General features: G+C 38.5%; 20 protein-coding genes. 19 read left to right on the forward strand and 1 reads right to left on the reverse strand.

Translation table 11 applies throughout. The annotated features are described in order from the left end of the window. The first annotated feature begins 136 nt into the window (after positions 1–136). The 19 genes from F8153_RS05890 (at position 137) to F8153_RS05980 (ending at position 19,651) form a co-directional block, all read left to right on the forward strand. Positions 137–943 carry an alpha/beta fold hydrolase gene (locus F8153_RS05890; RefSeq protein ID WP_151865448.1) on the forward strand — a complete coding sequence of 269 codons (807 nt, stop codon included), beginning with the start codon at positions 137–139 and terminating at the stop codon, positions 941–943. 149 nt (positions 944–1,092) lie between these two features. Further along, a complete protein-coding gene (locus F8153_RS05895) occupies positions 1,093–2,112 on the forward strand; it encodes a 3-oxoacyl-ACP synthase (protein ID WP_151865449.1) in 1,020 nt (339 codons plus the stop codon). A 12-nt stretch (positions 2,113–2,124) separates the two neighbouring features. Next, positions 2,125–3,456 carry an acetyl-CoA hydrolase/transferase family protein gene (locus F8153_RS05900; RefSeq protein WP_151865450.1) on the forward strand — a complete coding sequence of 444 codons (1,332 nt, stop codon included), beginning with the start codon at positions 2,125–2,127 and terminating at the stop codon, positions 3,454–3,456. Positions 3,457–3,752: 296 nt separating this feature from the next. Further along, positions 3,753–4,493 carry a 3-oxoacyl-ACP reductase FabG gene (fabG, locus tag F8153_RS05905; protein WP_151865451.1) on the forward strand — a complete coding sequence of 247 codons (741 nt, stop codon included), beginning with the start codon at positions 3,753–3,755 and terminating at the stop codon, positions 4,491–4,493. A gap of 230 nt (positions 4,494–4,723) precedes the next feature. After that, complete coding sequence (gene glpX / locus F8153_RS05910) at positions 4,724–5,725, forward strand: class II fructose-bisphosphatase (RefSeq protein ID WP_151865452.1); 1,002 nt, start codon at positions 4,724–4,726, stop codon at positions 5,723–5,725. A 272-nt stretch (positions 5,726–5,997) separates the two neighbouring features. After that, the gene (gene glpX / locus F8153_RS05915) at positions 5,998–6,957 is read left to right on the forward strand and encodes a class II fructose-bisphosphatase (RefSeq protein ID WP_151865453.1); all 960 of its coding nucleotides are present in this window, start codon (positions 5,998–6,000) and stop codon (positions 6,955–6,957) included. A gap of 105 nt (positions 6,958–7,062) precedes the next feature. Beyond that, a complete protein-coding gene (rho, locus tag F8153_RS05920; protein WP_243136918.1) occupies positions 7,063–8,406 on the forward strand; it encodes a transcription termination factor Rho in 1,344 nt (447 codons plus the stop codon). 121 nt (positions 8,407–8,527) lie between these two features. Next, positions 8,528–8,725 (forward strand): 50S ribosomal protein L31, encoded by a 198-nt coding sequence (gene rpmE / locus F8153_RS05925; protein ID WP_151865455.1) that lies wholly within the window; start codon positions 8,528–8,530, stop codon positions 8,723–8,725. 230 nt (positions 8,726–8,955) lie between these two features. Beyond that, entirely contained in the window at positions 8,956–9,543 is a 588-nt protein-coding gene (locus F8153_RS05930) for a thymidine kinase (protein WP_243136912.1), read from the forward strand. 404 nt (positions 9,544–9,947) lie between these two features. After that, the gene (locus F8153_RS05935; protein WP_151865456.1) at positions 9,948–11,093 is read left to right on the forward strand and encodes an ABC transporter substrate-binding protein; all 1,146 of its coding nucleotides are present in this window, start codon (positions 9,948–9,950) and stop codon (positions 11,091–11,093) included. Positions 11,094–11,193: 100 nt separating this feature from the next. Then, the gene (locus F8153_RS05940; protein WP_330577754.1) at positions 11,194–12,102 is read left to right on the forward strand and encodes a branched-chain amino acid ABC transporter permease; all 909 of its coding nucleotides are present in this window, start codon (positions 11,194–11,196) and stop codon (positions 12,100–12,102) included. A gap of 3 nt (positions 12,103–12,105) precedes the next feature. Then, on the forward strand, positions 12,106–13,161 hold the full coding sequence (locus F8153_RS05945; protein WP_151865457.1) for a branched-chain amino acid ABC transporter permease: 1,056 nt from the start codon (positions 12,106–12,108) through the stop codon (positions 13,159–13,161). Then, positions 13,161–13,934 carry an ABC transporter ATP-binding protein gene (locus F8153_RS05950; RefSeq protein WP_151865458.1) on the forward strand — a complete coding sequence of 258 codons (774 nt, stop codon included), beginning with the start codon at positions 13,161–13,163 and terminating at the stop codon, positions 13,932–13,934. Before F8153_RS05945 ends, F8153_RS05950 begins: the two co-directional genes overlap by 1 nt. Beyond that, entirely contained in the window at positions 13,927–14,646 is a 720-nt protein-coding gene (locus F8153_RS05955) for an ABC transporter ATP-binding protein (protein WP_151865459.1), read from the forward strand. Before F8153_RS05950 ends, F8153_RS05955 begins: the two co-directional genes overlap by 8 nt. A gap of 127 nt (positions 14,647–14,773) precedes the next feature. Continuing rightward, entirely contained in the window at positions 14,774–15,067 is a 294-nt protein-coding gene (locus F8153_RS05960) for a metal-sensing transcriptional repressor (RefSeq protein WP_151865460.1), read from the forward strand. A 14-nt stretch (positions 15,068–15,081) separates the two neighbouring features. Next, complete coding sequence (locus F8153_RS05965) at positions 15,082–17,556, forward strand: heavy metal translocating P-type ATPase (protein ID WP_151865461.1); 2,475 nt, start codon at positions 15,082–15,084, stop codon at positions 17,554–17,556. A gap of 150 nt (positions 17,557–17,706) precedes the next feature. Beyond that, positions 17,707–18,024 carry an ArsR/SmtB family transcription factor gene (locus tag F8153_RS05970; protein WP_243136913.1) on the forward strand — a complete coding sequence of 106 codons (318 nt, stop codon included), beginning with the start codon at positions 17,707–17,709 and terminating at the stop codon, positions 18,022–18,024. Positions 18,025–18,061: 37 nt separating this feature from the next. Then, on the forward strand, positions 18,062–19,114 hold the full coding sequence (arsB, locus tag F8153_RS05975) for an ACR3 family arsenite efflux transporter (protein ID WP_151865463.1): 1,053 nt from the start codon (positions 18,062–18,064) through the stop codon (positions 19,112–19,114). Between the two features lie 135 nt (positions 19,115–19,249). Continuing rightward, the gene (locus F8153_RS05980; RefSeq protein ID WP_151865464.1) at positions 19,250–19,651 is read left to right on the forward strand and encodes an arsenate reductase ArsC; all 402 of its coding nucleotides are present in this window, start codon (positions 19,250–19,252) and stop codon (positions 19,649–19,651) included. Between the two features lie 164 nt (positions 19,652–19,815). On the opposite strand, the gene F8153_RS05985 is transcribed toward F8153_RS05980, so the two are convergent. Next, positions 19,816–20,406, reverse strand: coding sequence for a hypothetical protein (locus F8153_RS05985; protein ID WP_151865465.1), 591 nt, complete (start codon positions 20,404–20,406; stop codon positions 19,816–19,818). Positions 20,407–20,511 lie beyond the last annotated feature (105 nt).

Raw genomic sequence — 20,511 nt, forward strand, 5'->3', positions numbered from 1 at the left:
AGAAGAAACGGTGGAAGCTATTGGAGTAAATGCTCGGCTGGAGGAGTTTGAGAATTGTGGTCATTCTCCATTGGTGGATTGTCCAGATGCTTTAGCAGAGAAGATTCTAAACTTTATTAAAGAGTAGGGTGATAAAATGCCACTAATAAAGATCAATGATTTGGAAATCAACTATAAGCTTACTGGGGAGGGAAATAGAGTCTTAGTTATCCTAAATGGCATCATGATGAGTGCCGAAAGTTGGAATGGACTAACCCCCTCCTATGCCAAGGCTGGGTATCGGGTATTGAATGTAGATTTTAGAGATCAAGGCATGTCTCAGTCTTCTCCTGTAGGATATGAAATAGGTCAACATGTAGAGGACTTAAGGGAGCTTTTAATGATTCTTGGAATAGAGAAGTGTAACCTGTTTGGCATTTCCTATGGAGGCCAGGTGGCAATGTTGTTTGCCTTAAAACATCCAGACATGCTAGAAAGCTTGCTGCTAGCCAATACAATGGCGAGACTAACCAACTATTTAAAGGCCATAGGTGGAGCGTGGGATGAAGCAGCAAAGCTTAAGGACGGTAGGAAGTTTTTTAGATTGGCAATGCCCCTAATCTATTCAGATAGGTTCTATGAGAAGAACTGGCAATGGTTGAAGGAGCGGGAAGAAACCATGGGTAAGGCCCTCAGTGAAGAGTGGTTTGATAGATATCTTAGGCTTTCCTCTAGTCATGGAGAATATGATATTGTAGAAAGGCTACATAACATCAACCTCCCTACCCTTGTAATAGCCGCTGATAGAGATGTTATAACCCCTTACGAGGAACAATTGATTATTCATAAAGAGATAAAGGGTTCAAACCTTGTGGTTATTCCTGAGGCTGGCCATGCGTCCTGCTATGAAAAAATGGAGGAGTTTATTTTCATAGTGTTAGGGTTCTTAGCTATAAAACCTTAATACAGTATTTGGAGTAGGAGGCTGAAGGGTTTATGGATATTTACAGCAAATATTAGATAGCTTTGACGAGGTTGAGGAAGTGTCTAATACCATTGCAAATCTTGCAAATATTCAGGTTTATTAGCAGATCACTTTTAGGAGGTAATTTCATGAAGGATATATATGTTGGAATTGTTGGTACTGGGCTGTATATTCCAAATACCTATGAAACTGCTGAAGAAATATCTCAGCAATCGGGAATTCCTGTTGATGTTATAAAGAATAAGTTTGGATTCTACAAAAAACCAGTTGCCGGCAGAGAAGACGGCACCATGGAAATGGGAGTAAAGGCAGCACTGGATTGTCTAGAAAAAACGAAAACTGACCCATTGGATATTGATGTCATCATTTGTATTGGCGAAGAATATAAGGAATATCCACTAACGACTTCCGGTATTTATATTCAGGAGGCTATAGGCGCCCATAGGGCTTGGGCCTTTGATATAGCCCAAAGGTGCGGGACGGCAGTTGTGGCTATGAAGATGGCAAAATCTTTAATGTTGTCAGATGACAAAATTAATACCGTTTTAATAGCTGGCGGCTATAGAAATGGCGACTTAATCGACTACAAAAACGATAGAGTTACCTTTATGTTTAATCTCGGAGCTGGTGGAGGCGCCATTTTACTTAAGAAAAACTACGGGAAAAACCTGTTATTAGAAACCTCCATCATTACCGATGGGTCCTTTTCTAGAGATGTGGCAGTGAAGTACGGAGGTACAGAAAACCCATTAACAAAGGAGAATATTGATTATGGCTTAAAATCTCTAGATGTTCTAGATCCCCAGCATATGAAAAAGGGCTTAGGCGAAAAAAGCATGCCGAACTTTGTAAGGGTAATAGATGAGAGCCTAAAGGCCAGTGGATATTCTCTGAGGGACATTGATTATATTGCTATGCTCCATATGAAACCCTCAGCTCATAAATTTGTTCTTGAGGAATTAGGTTTACCACTAGATAAATCTATATATCTTAAAGATTATGGTCATATAGGTCAAATTGATCAAATCCTTTCAACAACCCTTGCCCTTCAGGAAGGAAAAATAAAGGATGGTGACGTGGTAGTATGGGTTAGCGCAGGCATTGGCTATGCATGGGATGCTTGTACAATTAAATGGGGCAAGGCTTAAGGGGGGTTAAGAATGACAACAAGGATAATGGAACTATATAAAAAAAGGCTAACCAATATAGATGGTGCATTAAAGAATATTCAATCCAATGATTTTATCATTGCGGCCTTAGGGGGGAGTGAGCCAATTCCCCTATTAGAGGAGCTCCATAGAGTGAAGGATTTAGGGGTAAGGAATTGTGAGCTTAGTAACTGTCTTCCCATGAAGGATTATGAATTTATAAAGAACCCAGAGTACCAAGATGCCATATTTACAGCTGGGTGGTTTTATTCCCCTATCATGCGAAAGGCTAACAAAAATGGAAATGTCTCATTTGCACCCCAGCACTTGCATAATGCCTTTACAAAAAGATTATATGCTAGGGATGGTAGAAGGCTGGTACTATTGTGTAGCTGCTCCTCAATGGATAAGCATGGTTATTTAACCCTATCCTTGGGAACCACCTACGAGCGTCATGCCATTGAAGAGGGAGCCTTTGTGATTGCTGTGGTCAATTCGAAGCTTCCTAGAACCTTTGGAGACACAATTGTCCACGTTAGTGAAGTAGATGTAATTATAGAAGCGGATTATGAAGTGCCTACTTTACCAATAGCACCTATAAATGAACTGGATCAAAAAATTGGTGATTATATTGCTGAGTTGGTGGAGGATGGATCAACTATCCAGCTGGGGATAGGGGGCATTCCCAACGCAGTGGCAGAAGCACTGAAGGTTAAAAAACACCTAGGTATCCATACAGAAATGTTTACCGATGGTATGGTTGACCTCTTAAACTGTGGTGCAGTAGATAACTCTCACAAAACTTTATACAAAGGTAAAACCATAGCCACCTTTGCATTAGGTAGTGGAAAACTCTACGATTTTATCGATGATAACCCATCGGTGGTGTTTAAATATGGAAAATGGACCAATAGTCCCTATGTTGTTGGGCAAAATCACAAGATGGTATCCATCAATACTACAATAGAGGTTGATTTGTCCGGCCAATGTGCATCTGAATCTATTGGACCTGTCCAGTTCTCAGGAACTGGAGGACAATCAGATACAGCCATCGGAGCTCAACTTTCTCCTGAAGGCAAATCCTTTATTGCCCTTTATTCTACTACAGATATCAAGGACAAAGAGGGTGGAGTCACTACCATTTCCAAAATTGTGCCAATGCTTAAGCAAGGGGCAGCAGTCAGTCTTTCAAGGAATGATGTAGACTATGTTGTTACAGAATATGGAGCTGTAAGACTACGGGGTAGAACAATAAAAGAACGAGTAGAAAGATTAATCAGTATTGCCCATCCAGACTTTAGGGATCAGTTGAGATTTGAAGCAAAGCAGCATGGGATTTGGTAAAAAGCAATTAGTAATTAACAATTAATAATTAATAATTAAAAACCAAGAATTTAAGAATGAATGAAGAGTGAAGAATTAAGAATTAGGAATTAAGAATTAAGAATTAAGAATTAAGTATGAAGAATTAAGATAAGCAGATAACCCAATCTCTGATTGGTGCTAGTCACTTAGCTAGAAATTTGATATAAAATTTCATTTTGTTGTATCTGTATTTTATGTCAAATTAACTAGCAACATCAATTCAACATTCAACATTTAACATTTAACATTTAATTTGATATATAGGGGGTTTTAAAATGCGTTTAAAGGATAAAGTAGCAATCGTAACAGGCTCAACCAGAGGCTTGGGTAGGGCAATAGCCGAGAAGTATGCCCTAGAGGGAGCTAAGGTAGTGATTATTGATAGAAATGAAGAACCCTTAGCAACGGCTGTAAAGGAAATGAAGGAAAAATATAATGAAATATATGGCTATGTAATGGATGTTACAAATAGGCCGCAGGTAAAAGAGGTTTTTGCAAAAATAGTTGAAGAGTTAGGAACCGTGGATATTCTAGTGAATAATGCAGGGATTACAGCCGATGCACAGCTTTACAAGATGACGGATGATCAATGGGATCATGTGATCAATGTAAACCTTACAGGGGTATATAACTGCTCTAAAGAGGCTGTTAACATCATGCGACCTAAGGAATATGGAAAGATTATAAATATATCTTCTGTTGTGGGATTATATGGTAATTTTGGTCAAAGCAACTATGCAGCAACTAAATCAGGACTAATTGGTATGACAAAATCTATGGCTAAAGAGCTTGGAAGAAAAAATATCAATGTAAATGCAGTTTGCCCAGGCTTTATTGAAACAGAAATGACGGCTAAAATGCCAGAAAAGGTACTGGATATGATGAGGGATAAGGCACCCCTCAATAGGCTAGGTAAGCCATCAGATATCGCAAATGCTTGTTTATTTTTGGCATCTGAGGAATCAAGCTTTGTAACAGGTGCTGCATTATCGGTAGATGGTGGGATTGTTTTATAGAGACAGTTAGAAATAGTTTCCCCCAAAAATCAGTGGGACGGTACAGATTTTGTCCCACTGATTTTTTTATTTTTGCGCTTCTTGGAATATTGTTTTATAATGGATATAGAATAAAAAGATTATCTTGTTGTGAATTGAAGCATATTAATGTATGATAGATTCCAGTAATGAAATATAATGATATTTTTAGTTCTTATACATAAGTATTTAACTGAAGGGAGAAAGGCAATATGGATAGAAATCTAGCTATGGAGTTGGTTAGGGTAACGGAAACTGCTGCACTAACGGCTGCTGGGTATATGGGTAGAGGAGATAAGATCGGTGCCGATCAAGCAGCTGTTGACGGTATGAGGAGGGCTTTTTCTGGTCTTTCCATAAAGGGGACGGTTGTTATAGGTGAAGGTGAATTGGATGAAGCTCCTATGCTTTACATTGGCGAAACGGTAGGCTGTCTATGTGAAGCTGATGAAGAAGTAGATATTGCAGTTGATCCCTTAGAAGGTACCAATCTAATTGCAAAGGGATTACCAAATGCTATTGCAGTTGTTGCAATGGCACCAAAGGGATGTCTATTGCATGCTCCTGACACCTATATGAAGAAAATTGCTGTAGGGCCAAAGGCTAAGGGAGTTATTAATATTAATGGATCTGTAAAGGAAAATCTGGAGGCAGTCTCTAGGGTCTTAGATAAGGACATCGAAGATCTAACGGTTATTATACAGGATAGACCTCGACATGAAGAATATATTCGAGAGGTTAGGGAAGCTGGAGCTCGAATCAAGCTTTTTAGTGATGGCGATGTAGCTGCAGCTATTGCCACAGGCTTTGATAATACAGGAATTGATATAATGCTTGGTATCGGAGGAGCACCAGAGGGAGTTATTGCAGCAGCAGCAATAAAATGTCTAGGTGGGGATATGCAGGGAATACTAAATCCAATGAGCCCTGAAGAAATCGAAAGATGCCACCTTTTAGGAATTAAAGATGATGAAATCTATAAGGTATTAACCATAGAGGACTTGGTGAAGGGTGAGGATTGCTTTTTTGCCGCCACTGGAATTACCCAAGGAGATTTGTTAAGGGGCGTAGTTTACAAAGGAAACAATATGGCCCAAACCCATTCAGTGGTTATGAGGGGTAAAACCGGTACAATTCGATTTGTTGATGCAATCCATAGATTGAATAAAAATGATATTCTTACAGCCATGATGAAAAAGCATGGAAGAGGATAGGGGAAGGGCAATTAAGAATTTAGAATTAAGAGTGAAGATTTAAGAATTAAGGATGGGAAGAATTATGAATGAAGAACATAAGAAATTGAGAATTGAAAATTGAAATATATTTACTGCAAAACACTATATAATAATGGTTTTTATATATTAGTACTTTGGTACAAACTAATTAAGAAAAACACTATAAAAGAAACTTGCATGCAAATTTCAACTGAAATTCAACATTCATCATTTATCATTCAACATTAAATTTGATTTCAAGGAGTGTTTATATGGATCGTAATTTAGCCATTAATTTAATACGTGTTACTGAAGCAGCGGCCTTGGGTGCTGCAAAGCATATGGGTAGAGGAGATAAAAATGCAGCTGATCAAGCTGGCGTGGATGGCATGAGGCGGATGTTTGATACCATTGATGTTGAGGGCTTGGTGGTTATTGGTGAAGGGGAAATGGATGAGGCACCGATGCTATATATAGGAGAGGTTGTTGGATGCGGTGGAACTAAGGTGGATATCGCAGTAGATCCTGTTGAAGGTACCAATTCGGTGGCCAAGGGGCTTCCTAATGCAATAGCTGTAGTGGCAATGGCTCCAAGGGGCTGCCTTTTGAACGCACCAGATATGTATATGGATAAGATTGCTGTTGGACCGAAGGCTACCGGAAAAGTTCATTTAGATGCTCCCATTAGCGAAAATCTAAAGGCAACAGCCCATGCATTGGATAAAAGCATCTCTGATTTAACGGTTACAATGTTGGATAGGCCTAGGCACCAAGAAATCATTAAACAGTGTAGAGAGGTTGGGGCAAGAATAAAGCTATTTAAGGATGGGGACGTTGCAGCGGCACTATCTACATGCTTTGATGATACTGGCGTAGACATTTTATTAGGTATTGGTGGAGCACCTGAAGGTGTGATTGCAGCAGCCGCTTTGAAGTGTCTTGGTGGCCATTTTCAAGGTAGGTTAATGCCTAGTAGTGATGAGGAGCTTCAAAGATGTATAAGAATGGGGCTGGATGTCAATAAGATATTATATATGGAAGATCTTGTTAAAGGAAATGAAGTATATTTTGCTGCAACAGGGATATCCGATGGAGAATTATTAAAGGGCGTAGTGTATGTAGGTAAGGGTGCAGCTAAAACCCATTCTGTTGTTATGCGCTCAGAATCTGGTACTATAAGATTTATAGAAACCATCCATAAATTCAACAAAAAGCCTAAATACGCATATTAAATATTTATAAATGCAGATGAAAAATATACCATTGGAGGTGTAAGCTTGGATATTAATGAGATATCGTCCTTAAAGCTGACGGAGCTTAGGGAGATAGCCCATAAAATGGGTTTGAAAAGTGTTGTGAAGTACAAAAAAGACCAACTATTACAATGGATTAAAGAACATCAAGAAAAAAGCCATGAAATTGCAAATCAGGATGCCAAAGAGGAGTCTTCAGAAGATTTACAGCAGACAAGGGAAGGGGAAACTAAAAAGGAAAAGACAGCCCATAGGGTAAAAAACCCTAAACATCAAGATTTACCTGACCATCTCACGGACGAGATTCCAGAGGGGGAAGAGGTTAATATTGCTGCCGGCATATTAGAGATACATACAGACGGCTATGGCTTTTTAAGAAGGGAAAACTATCTGTCCAGTGACGAAGACATCTATATTTCTCCTTCTCAAATCAGAAGGTTTAATATGAGAACTGGTGATAAAATAACGGGAATAACTAGACCACCCAAAAGTGGAGAAAAGTTTAAGGCATTATTATACGTTAAAAAAATCAATGATCTTCCACCTGAATCCGCTACAAGAAGACCAAATTTCGAGGATCTCACCCCTATATATCCCCAACAAAGAATTAATTTAGAAATCAACTCAAATGAACTTTCAACAAGATTAATCGACTTTATCGCTCCCATTGGAAAGGGCCAAAGGGGTATCATTGTTGCGCCTCCAAAGGCAGGTAAAACAATACTACTACAAAAAATTGCCAACAGTATTTCTAAGAATTATCCTGATATTGATATTATCGTTTTATTAATAGATGAACGACCAGAGGAAGTAACGGATATGCAGAGATCTATTAAAGGTGATGTAGTGTATTCAACCTTTGATGAACTTCCAAGTCATCATGTTAAGGTGGCGGAGATGGTATTAAGTAGAGCCCAAAGGCTAGTTGAGCATGGCAAGGATGTTGTAATTCTTTTAGATAGTATTACAAGGCTTGCAAGGGCCTATAACTTAACCATTCCTCCTACAGGGAGAACCCTATCTGGAGGATTAGATCCAGGTGCCCTCCATAAGCCAAAGAGATTTTTCGGTGCTGCCAGAAAGCTTGAAGAAGCCGGCAGTTTGACCATTATAGCCACCGCTTTAGTTGAAACAGGCAGCAGAATGGACGACGTAATCTTCGAGGAATTTAAAGGCACAGGTAATATGGAGCTTCATTTAGATAGAAGGCTTTCAGAAAAGAGGATTTTCCCAGCCATTGACATAAATAAGTCTGGTACAAGAAGGGAAGAATTGTTGTTAAGTCAGGTGGAGTTAGAAACCATATGGAATATCCGTAGAGCTCTAAGCAATAATCCAGTTCAGGATGTCACTGAAAAGATCATAAGCTCCTTGGTGGAAACCAAGACAAATGCTGAATTTATTGAGATGTTTAGAAAACGGATATAAAGGAATTATTGCTTGCACCACCCCGCTGAGTGTGCTATAATGTAATAGTTAATTTGGCTTAACTCCGTTAAGATTAAATACTTATGATATATAAGGTATATGGAAAGAAGAGGTGAAGAATATGAAAAAAGACATTCATCCAGATTACAAAGAGGTAGAAGTTCATTGCGCATGTGGAAACACATTTAAAACTGGTTCAACAAAAAAAGAACTAAGAGTAGAAATATGCTCAGACTGTCATCCTTTTTTCACTGGTAAGCAAAAGACTATTGAAAAAGGCGGACGTGTTGAAAAGTTCAACAAGAAATTTGGAATGTAATTTTTCCATATTGTAAATTTCATCAAGGCTAGAGGGTTTCTTCTGGCCTTGATTTTTTATTTCATAGGAGTTTGTTTTAAGTCCTATGAAATGGGAGGTTGTTACGCATGAAATGCTTTTGTTCTTGCTTTCTTGATAGAGAGAGCTATGATATGGACACATTCTACTTTCAAATATTAAAAATCTGTCATATAATGTATTTATACGACTAAGGAATAGGGGGATGAAATATGGTAGATACTATGGAGTATTCTAAAAATGGTAGTATTGAAGTGATTGTTGGCTCGATGTATGCTGGTAAAAGTGAAGAGCTAATTAGGAGGATTAATAGGGCAAGAATAGCTGATTTAAAGGTTATGGCCTTTAAGCCTAAAATAGATAATCGTTACTCAATAGAATACATAACCTCCCATAATGGAAAGCAAACAGAATGTATTTCTGTGGATAATTCAGCAGAAATTATTGATATAATTAAAGATCAAGTATATGATGTTTTGGCTATAGATGAAGTACAATTTTTTGATGAAGGAATTATAAAGTTATGTCAAGAGGCTGCTGATAAGGGAAAGCGTGTTATTTGCTCCGGACTTGATATGGACTTTAGGGGTGAGCCCTTTAAGGTGGTGCCCCATCTTATGGCAATTGCTGAAAACGTTTTAAAACTAACAGCCATCTGTATGGTTTGTAAACTCCCTGCCACAAGAACCCAAAGGCTTGTTAATGGTAAGCCTGCCAATTACAATGACCCCATCATCCTTGTAGGTGCTAAGGAAGCCTATGAGGCGAGATGTAGGAAGTGCCATCAGGTGGTTTATTAAAAATGGAAATTTAATAAACATTAGGTATAATTATTAAGTTTAGTATTTAATTAAATAATAAATTGCTGAAACCACAAGGATTATATAATCCTTGTGGTTTTTTATGTATTTTAAGGGGAATGTTTAAACACTAAATTGATATAAAAAAGTCTTTGCAAAATGAAAGGAATGTATTATAATGAATTTATGATTTTTAAAGAAAGACAAATGTACATATGATATGAACAAAATAAACTTTTCATGTAATAATTATTCATCATACAAAAAAAACCTTATAAAAAAATTATAGGTACTAAAATTTAACTGGAATAAATTTAGAAAATGAAAAGTATCTTTTGGTATATTCACCTTCGTATAAGAAGGGATTATATATAGCAATTACAAACATAAAAGGAGGAATTGAAATGAAGAAGAGTTTATTAGTGGTACTGATATTAGTGCTAATTGCTTCGCTTTTTCTAGCAGGATGTAGCAAAGAAGAAGAAGACGTAATAAAGATTGGTGTATTTGAGCCTATAACCGGTGCCAATGCAGCGGGTGGAGAACTGGAGGTTGAAGGAGTTAAGCTGGCCAACAAATTATATCCTGAGGTTCTTGGCAAGAAGGTTGAGTTGGTCATCGCTGATAATAAGTCGGATGTAGTTGAAGCAGCCAGTGCTGCAGCTAGACTTGTTGACAGGGATAAGGTGGTTGCAATTGTTGGAAGCTGGGGAAGCGGTTTCTCTATGGCAGCAGGAGATATCGTTAGAGATGGCAAGGTTCCTGCAGTAGCTGCTTCAGCAACTAATCCCCTTGTAACATTAGACAATGATTATTACTTCAGAGTATGCTTCATTGACCCCTTCCAAGGAACAGTTATGGCAAACTATGCCTACAACAACTTAGGTGCAAAGAAGGTGGCCATCGTTAGAGAGGTAAATAATGACTATGCCGTCGGTTTGGCCAAGTTCTTTGAAGATGCTTTTGTTGAGCTAAGTGGAGATAGTAATGCTATAGTAGCAGTAACCAATTATAACACTGGAGATCAAGATTTTTCATCTCAGCTTCTTAATATAGCCAGCAAAAATCCTGACGTGATATTTGCCCCAGGGAACTTTACGGAATCAGCCCTAATTATTAAGCAGGCCAGACAATTGGGTATTGACGTACCTTTTATAGGTGGAGATACATGGGAGACACCTGAATTTATAGAGGTTGGTGGAGCAGATGTTGAGGGAGTAGTATTTTCTACCTTCTTCACTTCAGAGGTTCCGATAACCAAGGAATCAGAGAAATTCTTAGCAGAATATAGAAAGGAATATAACAAAGAACCAGCGGCCGTTACAGCTTTAGGCTATGATGCTTATATCTTAATTTTAGATGCCATTGAAAGGGCAGGCTCAACAGACCCTGTTAAGATTCGAGAAGCAATAGCTAAAACTCAGAATTTTGAAGGGGCTGCAGGAATTATAACCCTTGATGAAAACGGCGATGCTGTTAAGAGTGCTGTAATAAAAACCGTTAAGGATGGCAAGTTCACTTATCTAGACACCATCGAGCCAATACAATAATCAGAAGGGGACAGGGGGACAGGCACCTTGTCCCAGGGAATAAACTGGGACAAGGGACCTGTCCCCCTGTCCCAACTAAAAAACAATGAGGTGGTAGTATATGTTCTTCCAGGATATGACCTTTGAATTGTTCATGCAGCATCTTACCAACGGAATTTCTCTGGGTAGCTTATATGCATTAATTGCAATAGGCTACACCATGGTTTATGGAATATTACGATTGATTAACTTTGCCCATGGTGAAATTTTTATGATGTCTTTATATTTTGCTTTTTACGGGGTGGCAATGTTTGCAATGCCTTGGTATGTAGCATTTATTGTAACGATTATTCTCACATGCTTAATGGGGATGCTGGTGGAAAGGGCTGCCTATAAAACCCTTAGAGACTCCCCCAGAATTACTGTGATGGTATCTGCAATTGGAGCTTCTTTCTTCTTGCAAAACCTAGCAGTGGTTTTATTTGGTGGCAGACCTAAGGCCTTTCCAACGGTAGGTCTATTTACTGATGTACTAAAGATTGGTACGGTTTCATTACAAAGACTTACTTTAATGATTCCTATAGCAACGATGGTATTTTTGTGGGGCTTACTATATCTAGTCAACAAAACCAAAACAGGAATGGCCATGAGGGCTGTTTCCAAGGATCATGAAACTGCTAGGTTAATGGGGGTTGATGTCAATCGCACCATTACCATAACCTTTGCTGTAGGATCTATTTTAGCGGCTTTAGGGGGAATCATGTGGGGAATGAAGTTTCCGCAAATTCAGCCTACTATGGGTGTAATGCCAGGGTTAAAGGCCTTTATAGCAGCAGTATTAGGGGGTATAGGAAACATCCACGGGGCAGTAATAGGTGGATTCCTCCTTGGAATTGGGGAAATCCTGCTGGTGGCATTCCTGCCAGAGCTAACGGGTTATAGAGATGCCTTTGCCTTTATTATGCTTATAGCAATATTACTATTAAAGCCTACTGGTATTATGGGCGAAAAAATATCTGAGAAGGTGTAGCTTATGAAGAGACGAAATTTAGCTTTATCAATTATTGCAATAGCTTTACTGCTACTGTTCCTTATATTTGCCGACAGTAGCCTAGATTCCTATCAAAAAAGAATTCTAAATCTTTGTGCGATCTATGTTATTTTGGGTTTAAGTATGAATTTAATTAATGGCTTTACTGGCCTCTTTTCCCTAGGCCATGCAGGATTTATGGCAGTAGGGGCCTATACAACTGCCCTCCTAACAATGTCCCCTGCCATCAAAGAGCAAACCTTTTATTTAGAGCCTATAGTAGCTCCTTTGGCAAACCTTAATATGCCTTTTTTACCAGCTTTATTAATGGCGGGTATTCTATCAGCCTTTGTGGCCTTCATAATAGGTGCTCCAGTTTTAAGGCTTAAGGGAGATTACTTGGCAATAGCCACATTGGGCTTTTCGGAAATTATACGAATCATATTCACCAATACCCAATCCATTACCAACGGCTCCTTAGGGCTTAAATCTATACCTCCCCACACAAATCTGTGGTGGAGCTTTGGAGGGGCTGCCTTAACGGTGATCTTTATGGTATTTTTAATTAAAAGCAGCTATGGTAAGGCCTTTAAAGCCATCCGAGAGGACGAAATTGCTGCTGAAAGTATGGGGATAGGTTTATTTAAGCATAAGATGTTATCCTTTGTAACAGGAGCCTTTATTGCAGGTGTTGGCGGAGGTCTTCTAGGAAGTTTATTAGGAGCAATCAATCCTAATATGTTTAGATTTGTTCTCACCTTCAACGTATTGCTTGTTATTGTTTTAGGTGGTATGGGAAGTATTACGGGCACTGTTATATCCGCCTTTGTAGTTACCTCAGGACTGGAATATCTAAGGTTTTTGGATGAGACCATTGATTTGGGTTTTATTGAGATACCAGGGGTTGCAGGCTTGAGAATGGTGGTTTTCGCATTGCTTCTGATGATGGTGGTTGTTTTCTTTAGGAATGGTTTAATGGGAACCAATGAGTTTAGTTGGGATAAGCTAATAAGCTTCTTAAAGAGAAAATTCCCTTTTAAAAAGGAGGTGGGCCACTAATGACATTACTACTAAAAACCGATGGTATAACCATGAAATTCGGTGGACTAACGGCTGTAAAGGATCTCAATCTTGAGATAAATCAAGGGGAGATTGTGGCATTAATTGGTCCCAACGGTGCTGGTAAAACCACAGCCTTTAATATGATCACAGGAGTATATAAACCAACGGAGGGAAAGATTCACTTCTCGAAAAAAGATATAACGGGTTTAAAGCCCCATCTAATTACTAAGCATGGTATGGCTAGAACCTTTCAAAACATCAGATTGTTTAAAGAACTAAGTGTTATGGATAATGTACTAATAGCCAACCATCTTCACTTAAAGGCCAGCTACTTAGAATCCATATTACACCTGCCAAGATATAGACAACAAAAAAATGCCTCTGTAAAAAAGTCAGAATTCTTACTGGAACGATTGGGACTATCGCAATTTAAGGATGAGAAGGCCAGCAGCCTTCCCTATGGTCTCCAAAGAAGGTTAGAAATCGCTAGGGCATTAGCAACTGATCCAAAACTGTTGTTATTAGATGAGCCAGCAGCTGGAATGAATCCAAAGGAAACCGACGATTTAACCCATTTCATTAAAGAAATAAGGGATGAGTTCCAATTAACGATATTATTAATAGAGCATCACATGTCTGTTGTAATGGGAATATCCGACAGAATATACGTACTAGATCATGGAATAACCATTGCTGTGGGAAACCCTCAAAGCATTCAAAATGATCAAAAGGTAATAGAGGCATATCTGGGGGTGAGTGAAGATGCTTAAGATTGAAAATTTAGTAGTTTCCTATAATTCTATTGAAGCAATCAAGGGAATAACCTTAGAGGTAAATGAGGGGAAAATCGTTTCATTAATTGGTGCCAATGGTGCCGGTAAAAGTACTACCTTAAAGTCTATAGTAGGATTGGTAAAGCCTCAAAGGGGCTCCATAACCTACCAAGGGAAGGACCTTTTGAGTACACCCACAAAGGACATGGTAAAGCATGGGATTACCCTTGTACCTGAGGGACGAAGGGTTTTTGCCAATTTAACGGTTTTAGAGAATCTTAAAATAGGAGCCTATTCTAGAAAAGACGAAAAAGAAGTTCAAAAGGACTTAGAATGGGTTTATGAGCTCTTTCCTAAACTAAAGGAAAGAAGCTGGCAGCAGGCGGGGACCCTTTCTGGAGGAGAACAACAGATGCTAGCCGTTGGTAGGGGTCTAATGTCTAGGCCCAAGCTCCTGATGATGGATGAGCCTTCCTTGGGTTTGGCCCCTTTAATCGTAAAGGAAATCTTTCATATAATTAAGGAAATCCATAAACAAGGAGTAACCATACTTTTAATTGAGCAAAATGCCAATGCTGCTTTAAAGATCTCTGACGAAGCCTATGTGTTGGAAACTGGATTAATTTCTATGAAGGGCAAGGGTAAAGAACTACTGGAGAACAGTGATATCATCAAGGCCTATCTTGGTGAAACTGCGGGGCATAAATAATCAATTTAAAGAAATCCTAAAGGGTAAATAGTAGCTTAGATGATTCTAGGCTACTTTTTAATTACTTTTAAAATAAGCTTGTATACTATGGGGGGGTATGGTATATTATTTTTAGGAGGGGATTTAAATGGAAAAAAAAGAGAGAATGCCATCGGATCAATCGATTCAGGTGCAAAAATCCATAATGGATAGATTAAATCGAGTAGAAGGACAGATTAGGGGTATTAAAAATATGATTGAAAAAGGTACCTACTGTGATGATGTAATTATTCAAATTGAAGCTTCCAGATCAGCCCTTAGCTCAATCGCATTGATATTACTTGAGGGACATTTTAAAAACTGTATAGCCCAAGAGATTCGACAGGGTGATGACGAAGCCGTTGAGGCAGCCTTAAAGATTATAAAAAAACTCATTAAATGAAGGGATAGATTTGTATGGACAATAGAAATGTAAAAGCTACCTTTGGAGTAGAAGGTATGACCTGTACTGCTTGCGCCAAGGCGGTTGAAAGAAAACTGTCTAAGGAAGACGGGGTAATACAGGCCAACGTCAACTTTGCTACGGAAAAGCTTTCTGTAGAGTATGTAGAAGACAAAATAACAAAGGAAGAGATTTTTAACATTGTGAAGGGAATTGGTTATCTGCTTAGGGAAGACAGGCAGCTGAAGGAAATAAACATACCCATTGGGGGGATGACCTGCAGCTCATGCGCAGCGGCTGTTGAAAGAAAGCTTAAGAAGCTTGATGGAGTAGCTGATATTTCTGTTAACCTTACAACGGAGAAGGCTCATATTAAGTATGACAGTAGTAAGCTGAGGATTTCCCAGATAAAGCAAGAAATTGAGAAAGCAGGATATAAGGCCCTAGATATTGAAAGGGAAGCCTCTGTGGATAAAGAAGGAGAAAGGCGACAAAGGGAGATTAGCACCCTATGGATAAAGTTTGTGATATCAGCAATATTTACAGCACCACTCCTTTATATAGCTATGGGACATATGGTAGGGCTCCCTTTACCTGCAATTATTGATCCCCATCATCACCCAATAAATTTTGCCATGCTACAGCTAGTATTAACCATCCCTGTAATGGTGGCGGGCTACAGATTTTATACAGTAGGGTTTAAGTCTTTAATTAGAAGAAGTCCTAATATGGATTCATTAATTGCCATTGGAACAAGTGCAGCCTTTATATATGGTTTATATGCAATCTATGAGATCTTGAAGGGTAACAGCCATATGGTGATGGAGCTATACTTTGAAACGGCTGCAGTAATTATAACCTTAATATTACTAGGAAAATATCTAGAAGCTGTTTCAAAGGGCAAAACCTCTGAGGCCATCAAAAAACTGATGGGAATGCAACCGAAAACTGCAATTGTAATACAGGATGGTAAAGAAATTGTGATCCCCATCGAAGAGGTTGAGGTGGGGGATGTAGTTTTAGTGAAACCTGGTGAAAAAATCCCCGTTGATGGTGTTGTGGTTGAAGGTAACACCTCTGTGGATGAATCGATGCTGACGGGGGAAAGCATCCCTGTAGAAAAGCATCAAGGAGACAAGGTTATTGGAGGTAGTATTAACAAATATGGAGGAATAAAGTTTGAAGCTACCAAGGTAGGAAAGGATACAGCCTTATCTCAAATCATCAGATTGGTGGAGGAGGCTCAGGGTTCTAAGGCACCTATTGCAAAAATGGCAGATATTATTTCAGGTTATTTTGTGCCGGTTGTCATGGGTATTGCAATATTAGCCTCTGTACTATGGTATCTAACAGGTGAGTCTACTGTATTTTCTCTAACGATATTTATATCTGTATTGGTAATCGCTTGCCCTTGTGCTCTGGGCTTGGCTACACCAACGGCCATAATGGTGGGTACTGGTAAAGGAGCTGAAAATGGCGTTTTAATTAAGGGCGGAGGCGCTTTAGAAATGACCCATCGTATTAAAACCATTGTTTTTGATAAAACAGGAACCATAACAGAAGGGAAGCCTAAGGTTACGGATATTATTACCAAAGGTAAATTTAGTCAAGAGGATATTCTGATATTGGCAGCATCTGCAGAGAGGGGCTCCGAACATCCCCTGGGTGAAGCCATTGTTAAGGAACACAAAGATAAAAACCTAAACTATAGAGATGCTAAGGACTTTAAAGCCATACCTGGTCACGGTATAGAGGTAACAATAGATGGAGGGCAGGTTCTTTTAGGAAATAAAAAGCTTATGAAGGAAAGGAATATAACCATTAGTCTAGAGGAGGCCTCTGATAATTTGGCCAACGAAGGGAAAACCCCTATGTATATTTCTATAGACAATGAATTAGAGGGAATTATTGCTGTAGCCGATGTTGTAAAGGAAAATAGTAAACTAGCAATTGAAAAGCTTCATAGGATGGGTATACAGGTTGCCATGATTACAGGAGACAACAAACGAACTGCCCAAGCCATTGGTAAAGAGGTAGGAATAGACATCATTTTGGCTGAGGTACTGCCGGAGGATAAATCCAACGAGGTTAAAAAGCTCCAAGGGGAAGGCAAAAAGGTTGCTATGGTTGGAGATGGAATTAATGATGCTCCTGCCCTTGCTCAAGCAGATGTAGGAATAGCCATTGGTTCTGGTACCGATGTGGCAATGGAATCGGCAGATATCGTATTAATGAAGAGTGACTTAATGGATGTTGTTACTGCAATCCAATTAAGTAGAGCAACTATTAAAAATATCAAACAAAACCTATTCTGGGCCTTTGCCTATAATACGGCAGGAATACCCTTGGCAGCAGGTGTACTCCATATATTTGGTGGACCTTTGTTAGATCCGATGTTTGCTGCGGCTGCCATGGCCCTAAGCTCAGTATCGGTTGTAACCAATGCATTAAGGCTTAAAGGCTTTAAACCCCAGCTGGGAGATAAATAAACTAAAAAGATATTAAGGAGAGCATAATAGATGTATGCTCTTCTTTTGCGTTAACTTTAAGTAAAGTTTCATTTAATACATTGACATTTATCTATATGATGGGCATAATATACATAGATAATAATCAATGTGATGGAGGTGATTTGAATTTTGAAGGAGGTAGAGGTATTTAAAGCCTTAGGGGACGAGGGTAGATTAAAGATTCTATCTATGCTATCTCAGCATGAGTTGTGTGCCTGTGATATTCAGGATACTCTGAATCTAACCCAACCAACTATATCCCACCATATGAGAATCCTCCAGAAAGCAGGCTTAGTAGAGGTAGAAAAAAGAGGGAAATGGGCATTCTATACCTTAAATAAGGATGCTTTTCATGGGTTGCAGGATTACTTGAAGGATATAATATCCCCAACAGATGAAGAAAATTTCCCTATATCTAAATGTGATTGTGATGGTTTTAGAAAATAAATATTACTGTATTCAGTTTATAAAAGGAGTTGTTAGAATGTCAAAGAAGACGCAAGAGGCAGGCAAAGGCCTGGGCTTTTTTGAAACCTACTTAACAGTATGGGTGGCAGCGTGTATTGTTATAGGGGTTGTAATTGGTCAATTCTTACCTGTAGTACCAGAGATTTTAAGTAGATTTACCTATTACCAAATTTCATTACCCGTTGCAGTTCTTATTTGGTTAATGATCTATCCCATGATGTTAAAAATTGATTTTACCAGTATTATCGAGGCTACCAAGAAGCCTAAAGGACTTATTGTAACTTGCATAACAAATTGGCTAATAAAGCCCTTTACCATGTATTTAATTGCGGCCTTTTTCTTTAAGGTGGTATTTAGTAGATTTATTCCGGAAGTATTGGCAAATGAATATCTTGCTGGAGCTGTTATCTTAGGGGCAGCCCCTTGTACTGCTATGGTATTTGTTTGGAGTCACTTAACAAAGGGTGAGCCTGCCTATACCCTTGTACAGGTGGCGGTAAATGATCTTATTTTATTATTTGCCTTTACTCCTATAGTTGCTATTTTGTTGGGAGTATCAGATGTTATTGTACCCTATCCTACACTGATTTTATCGGTTGTTTTATTTGTGGTGATTCCTTTAACGGCGGGTTTTCTGTCCAGAAAATACATCATTAAAAATAAAGGGATAGATTATTTTGAAAAGGTATTCTTAAAGAAATTCGATCATATTACCATTGCTGGTTTATTATTAACCCTAATCATTATCTTCACCTTCCAAGGGGATGTAATCATTAATAATCCTTTACACATTTTATTAATAGCAATACCTTTAACCATTCAGACCTTCTTAATCTTTGCCATAGCCTATGGATGGGCAAGGGCTTGGAGGCTACCCCATAATATTGCAGCACCTGCTGGTTTAATAGGGGCTAGTAACTTCTTTGAGCTGGCGGTTGCTGTTGCTATTGCCCTCTTTACCATGGAATCCGGCGCTACCTTAGCAACTGTTGTAGGGGTACTGGTGGAGGTTCCGGTAATGCTTGCCTTGGTTAGAATAGCTAATAAAACTAAGCATTGGTTTGTTTAAAGGCAATGTCTAATGAGTAATGAGTAATTAGTAGCTAAAAGAATAATTAATGATTAAAGGATAAAAGACTAATAGAACTTGAATAATGAACCGGATATCATTGTGATAGAAGAGATATGAAAGGATTTGAGATAAATGAAAAAAAAAGTTGCATTTGTATGCGTTCATAATTCCTGTCGTTCTCAAATGGCAGAAGGATGGGCCAAGGCTTTAGGGTCGGAGGTCTTAGAGGTTTATTCGGCTGGAACTGAAGATTATCCTGAAGTTAAGGCTGGAGCTGTTGAGGTTATGGAGGAAATAGGCATTAGTATGAAGGAGCATTACCCAAAACTTTTAGCTGATATACCTGAGGATATAGACATACTAATCACAATGGGCTGTAATGTTTCCTGCCCCTATGTGCCATGTAAACACCAAGAGGATTGGGGTTTAGAGGATCCCTCGGGAGGACCCATTGAAGGCTTTAGAACTACAAGGGATTTAATAAAGGAAAAGGTAGAGAATTTGATAGATAGGGTTAAAAAGGGAGTTATATAGAAAACCAGCGTTGGCTGGTTTTTTGCATTTTATAATGGCACTGTGAAAGCGATTAAGGTTAATTATCTTATCCTGAATTTACAATTTTATATGAGACCATTCCTGACTACTTATAGGCTTTGGTTTTCATTTTCAACTTTCAATTTGATCATTATCAATTTTATTTACACCTTATAGTGAAGGATCATAGGAATATTTCCATAAACTTCTCTAACAAGCAAATAATCACTAAAGATCTTTTCCACCTTATCATGTATTACATGATGGGGAAGCTTTGCCTGTGTCTCCGAGTCTATTTCATAAATATCTACCTGTACCTCAACCCAATTAAGACGTCTAAGTTTAGGGGCTTGAAGGTTCTTAACCAGCTCTAAGGGCAGAGAGGCAAAAATATTACCGCTGGTAACTTCGTGGGCTTCCCAAAACTGATTATGAATCTCTAAGGCCCCACTTGTTTTCAAATCGGAGGTTCTCATAGAAGAGAATCTTTCTAGATAGTCACCATCATAATAATTTTTTACGGTTACTGGCTTATACAAAAATACTTCCTCTGAAATCTTTTTAAGCTTCAAATCTGATTGTATATTAGTATGTGGTTGCTGATTGTCAGGAGATGAAAGTTTAATTAAAGCCTTTTTATAGGATTCTGCATATTCAATCATCTGCTGTACTAATTTTATTTCTTCTTGAGGAGTACTATTATTTTTTTGCAGAGTCTTTAGTATGTAATTTATTTGAAAGAGTTCATTACTCAATATAGCCACCATCCCTGAAAATATTCATCATGCTTTTATATTATATTATAAAAAGTGTTAAAAATAAATCACTATACACAATCCTCATATAAATGTAGGGTTAAT

Source organism: Alkaliphilus serpentinus, assembly GCF_009017255.1.
GTDB classification, from domain to species: Bacteria; Bacillota; Clostridia; order Peptostreptococcales; family Natronincolaceae; genus Alkaliphilus_D; species Alkaliphilus_D serpentinus.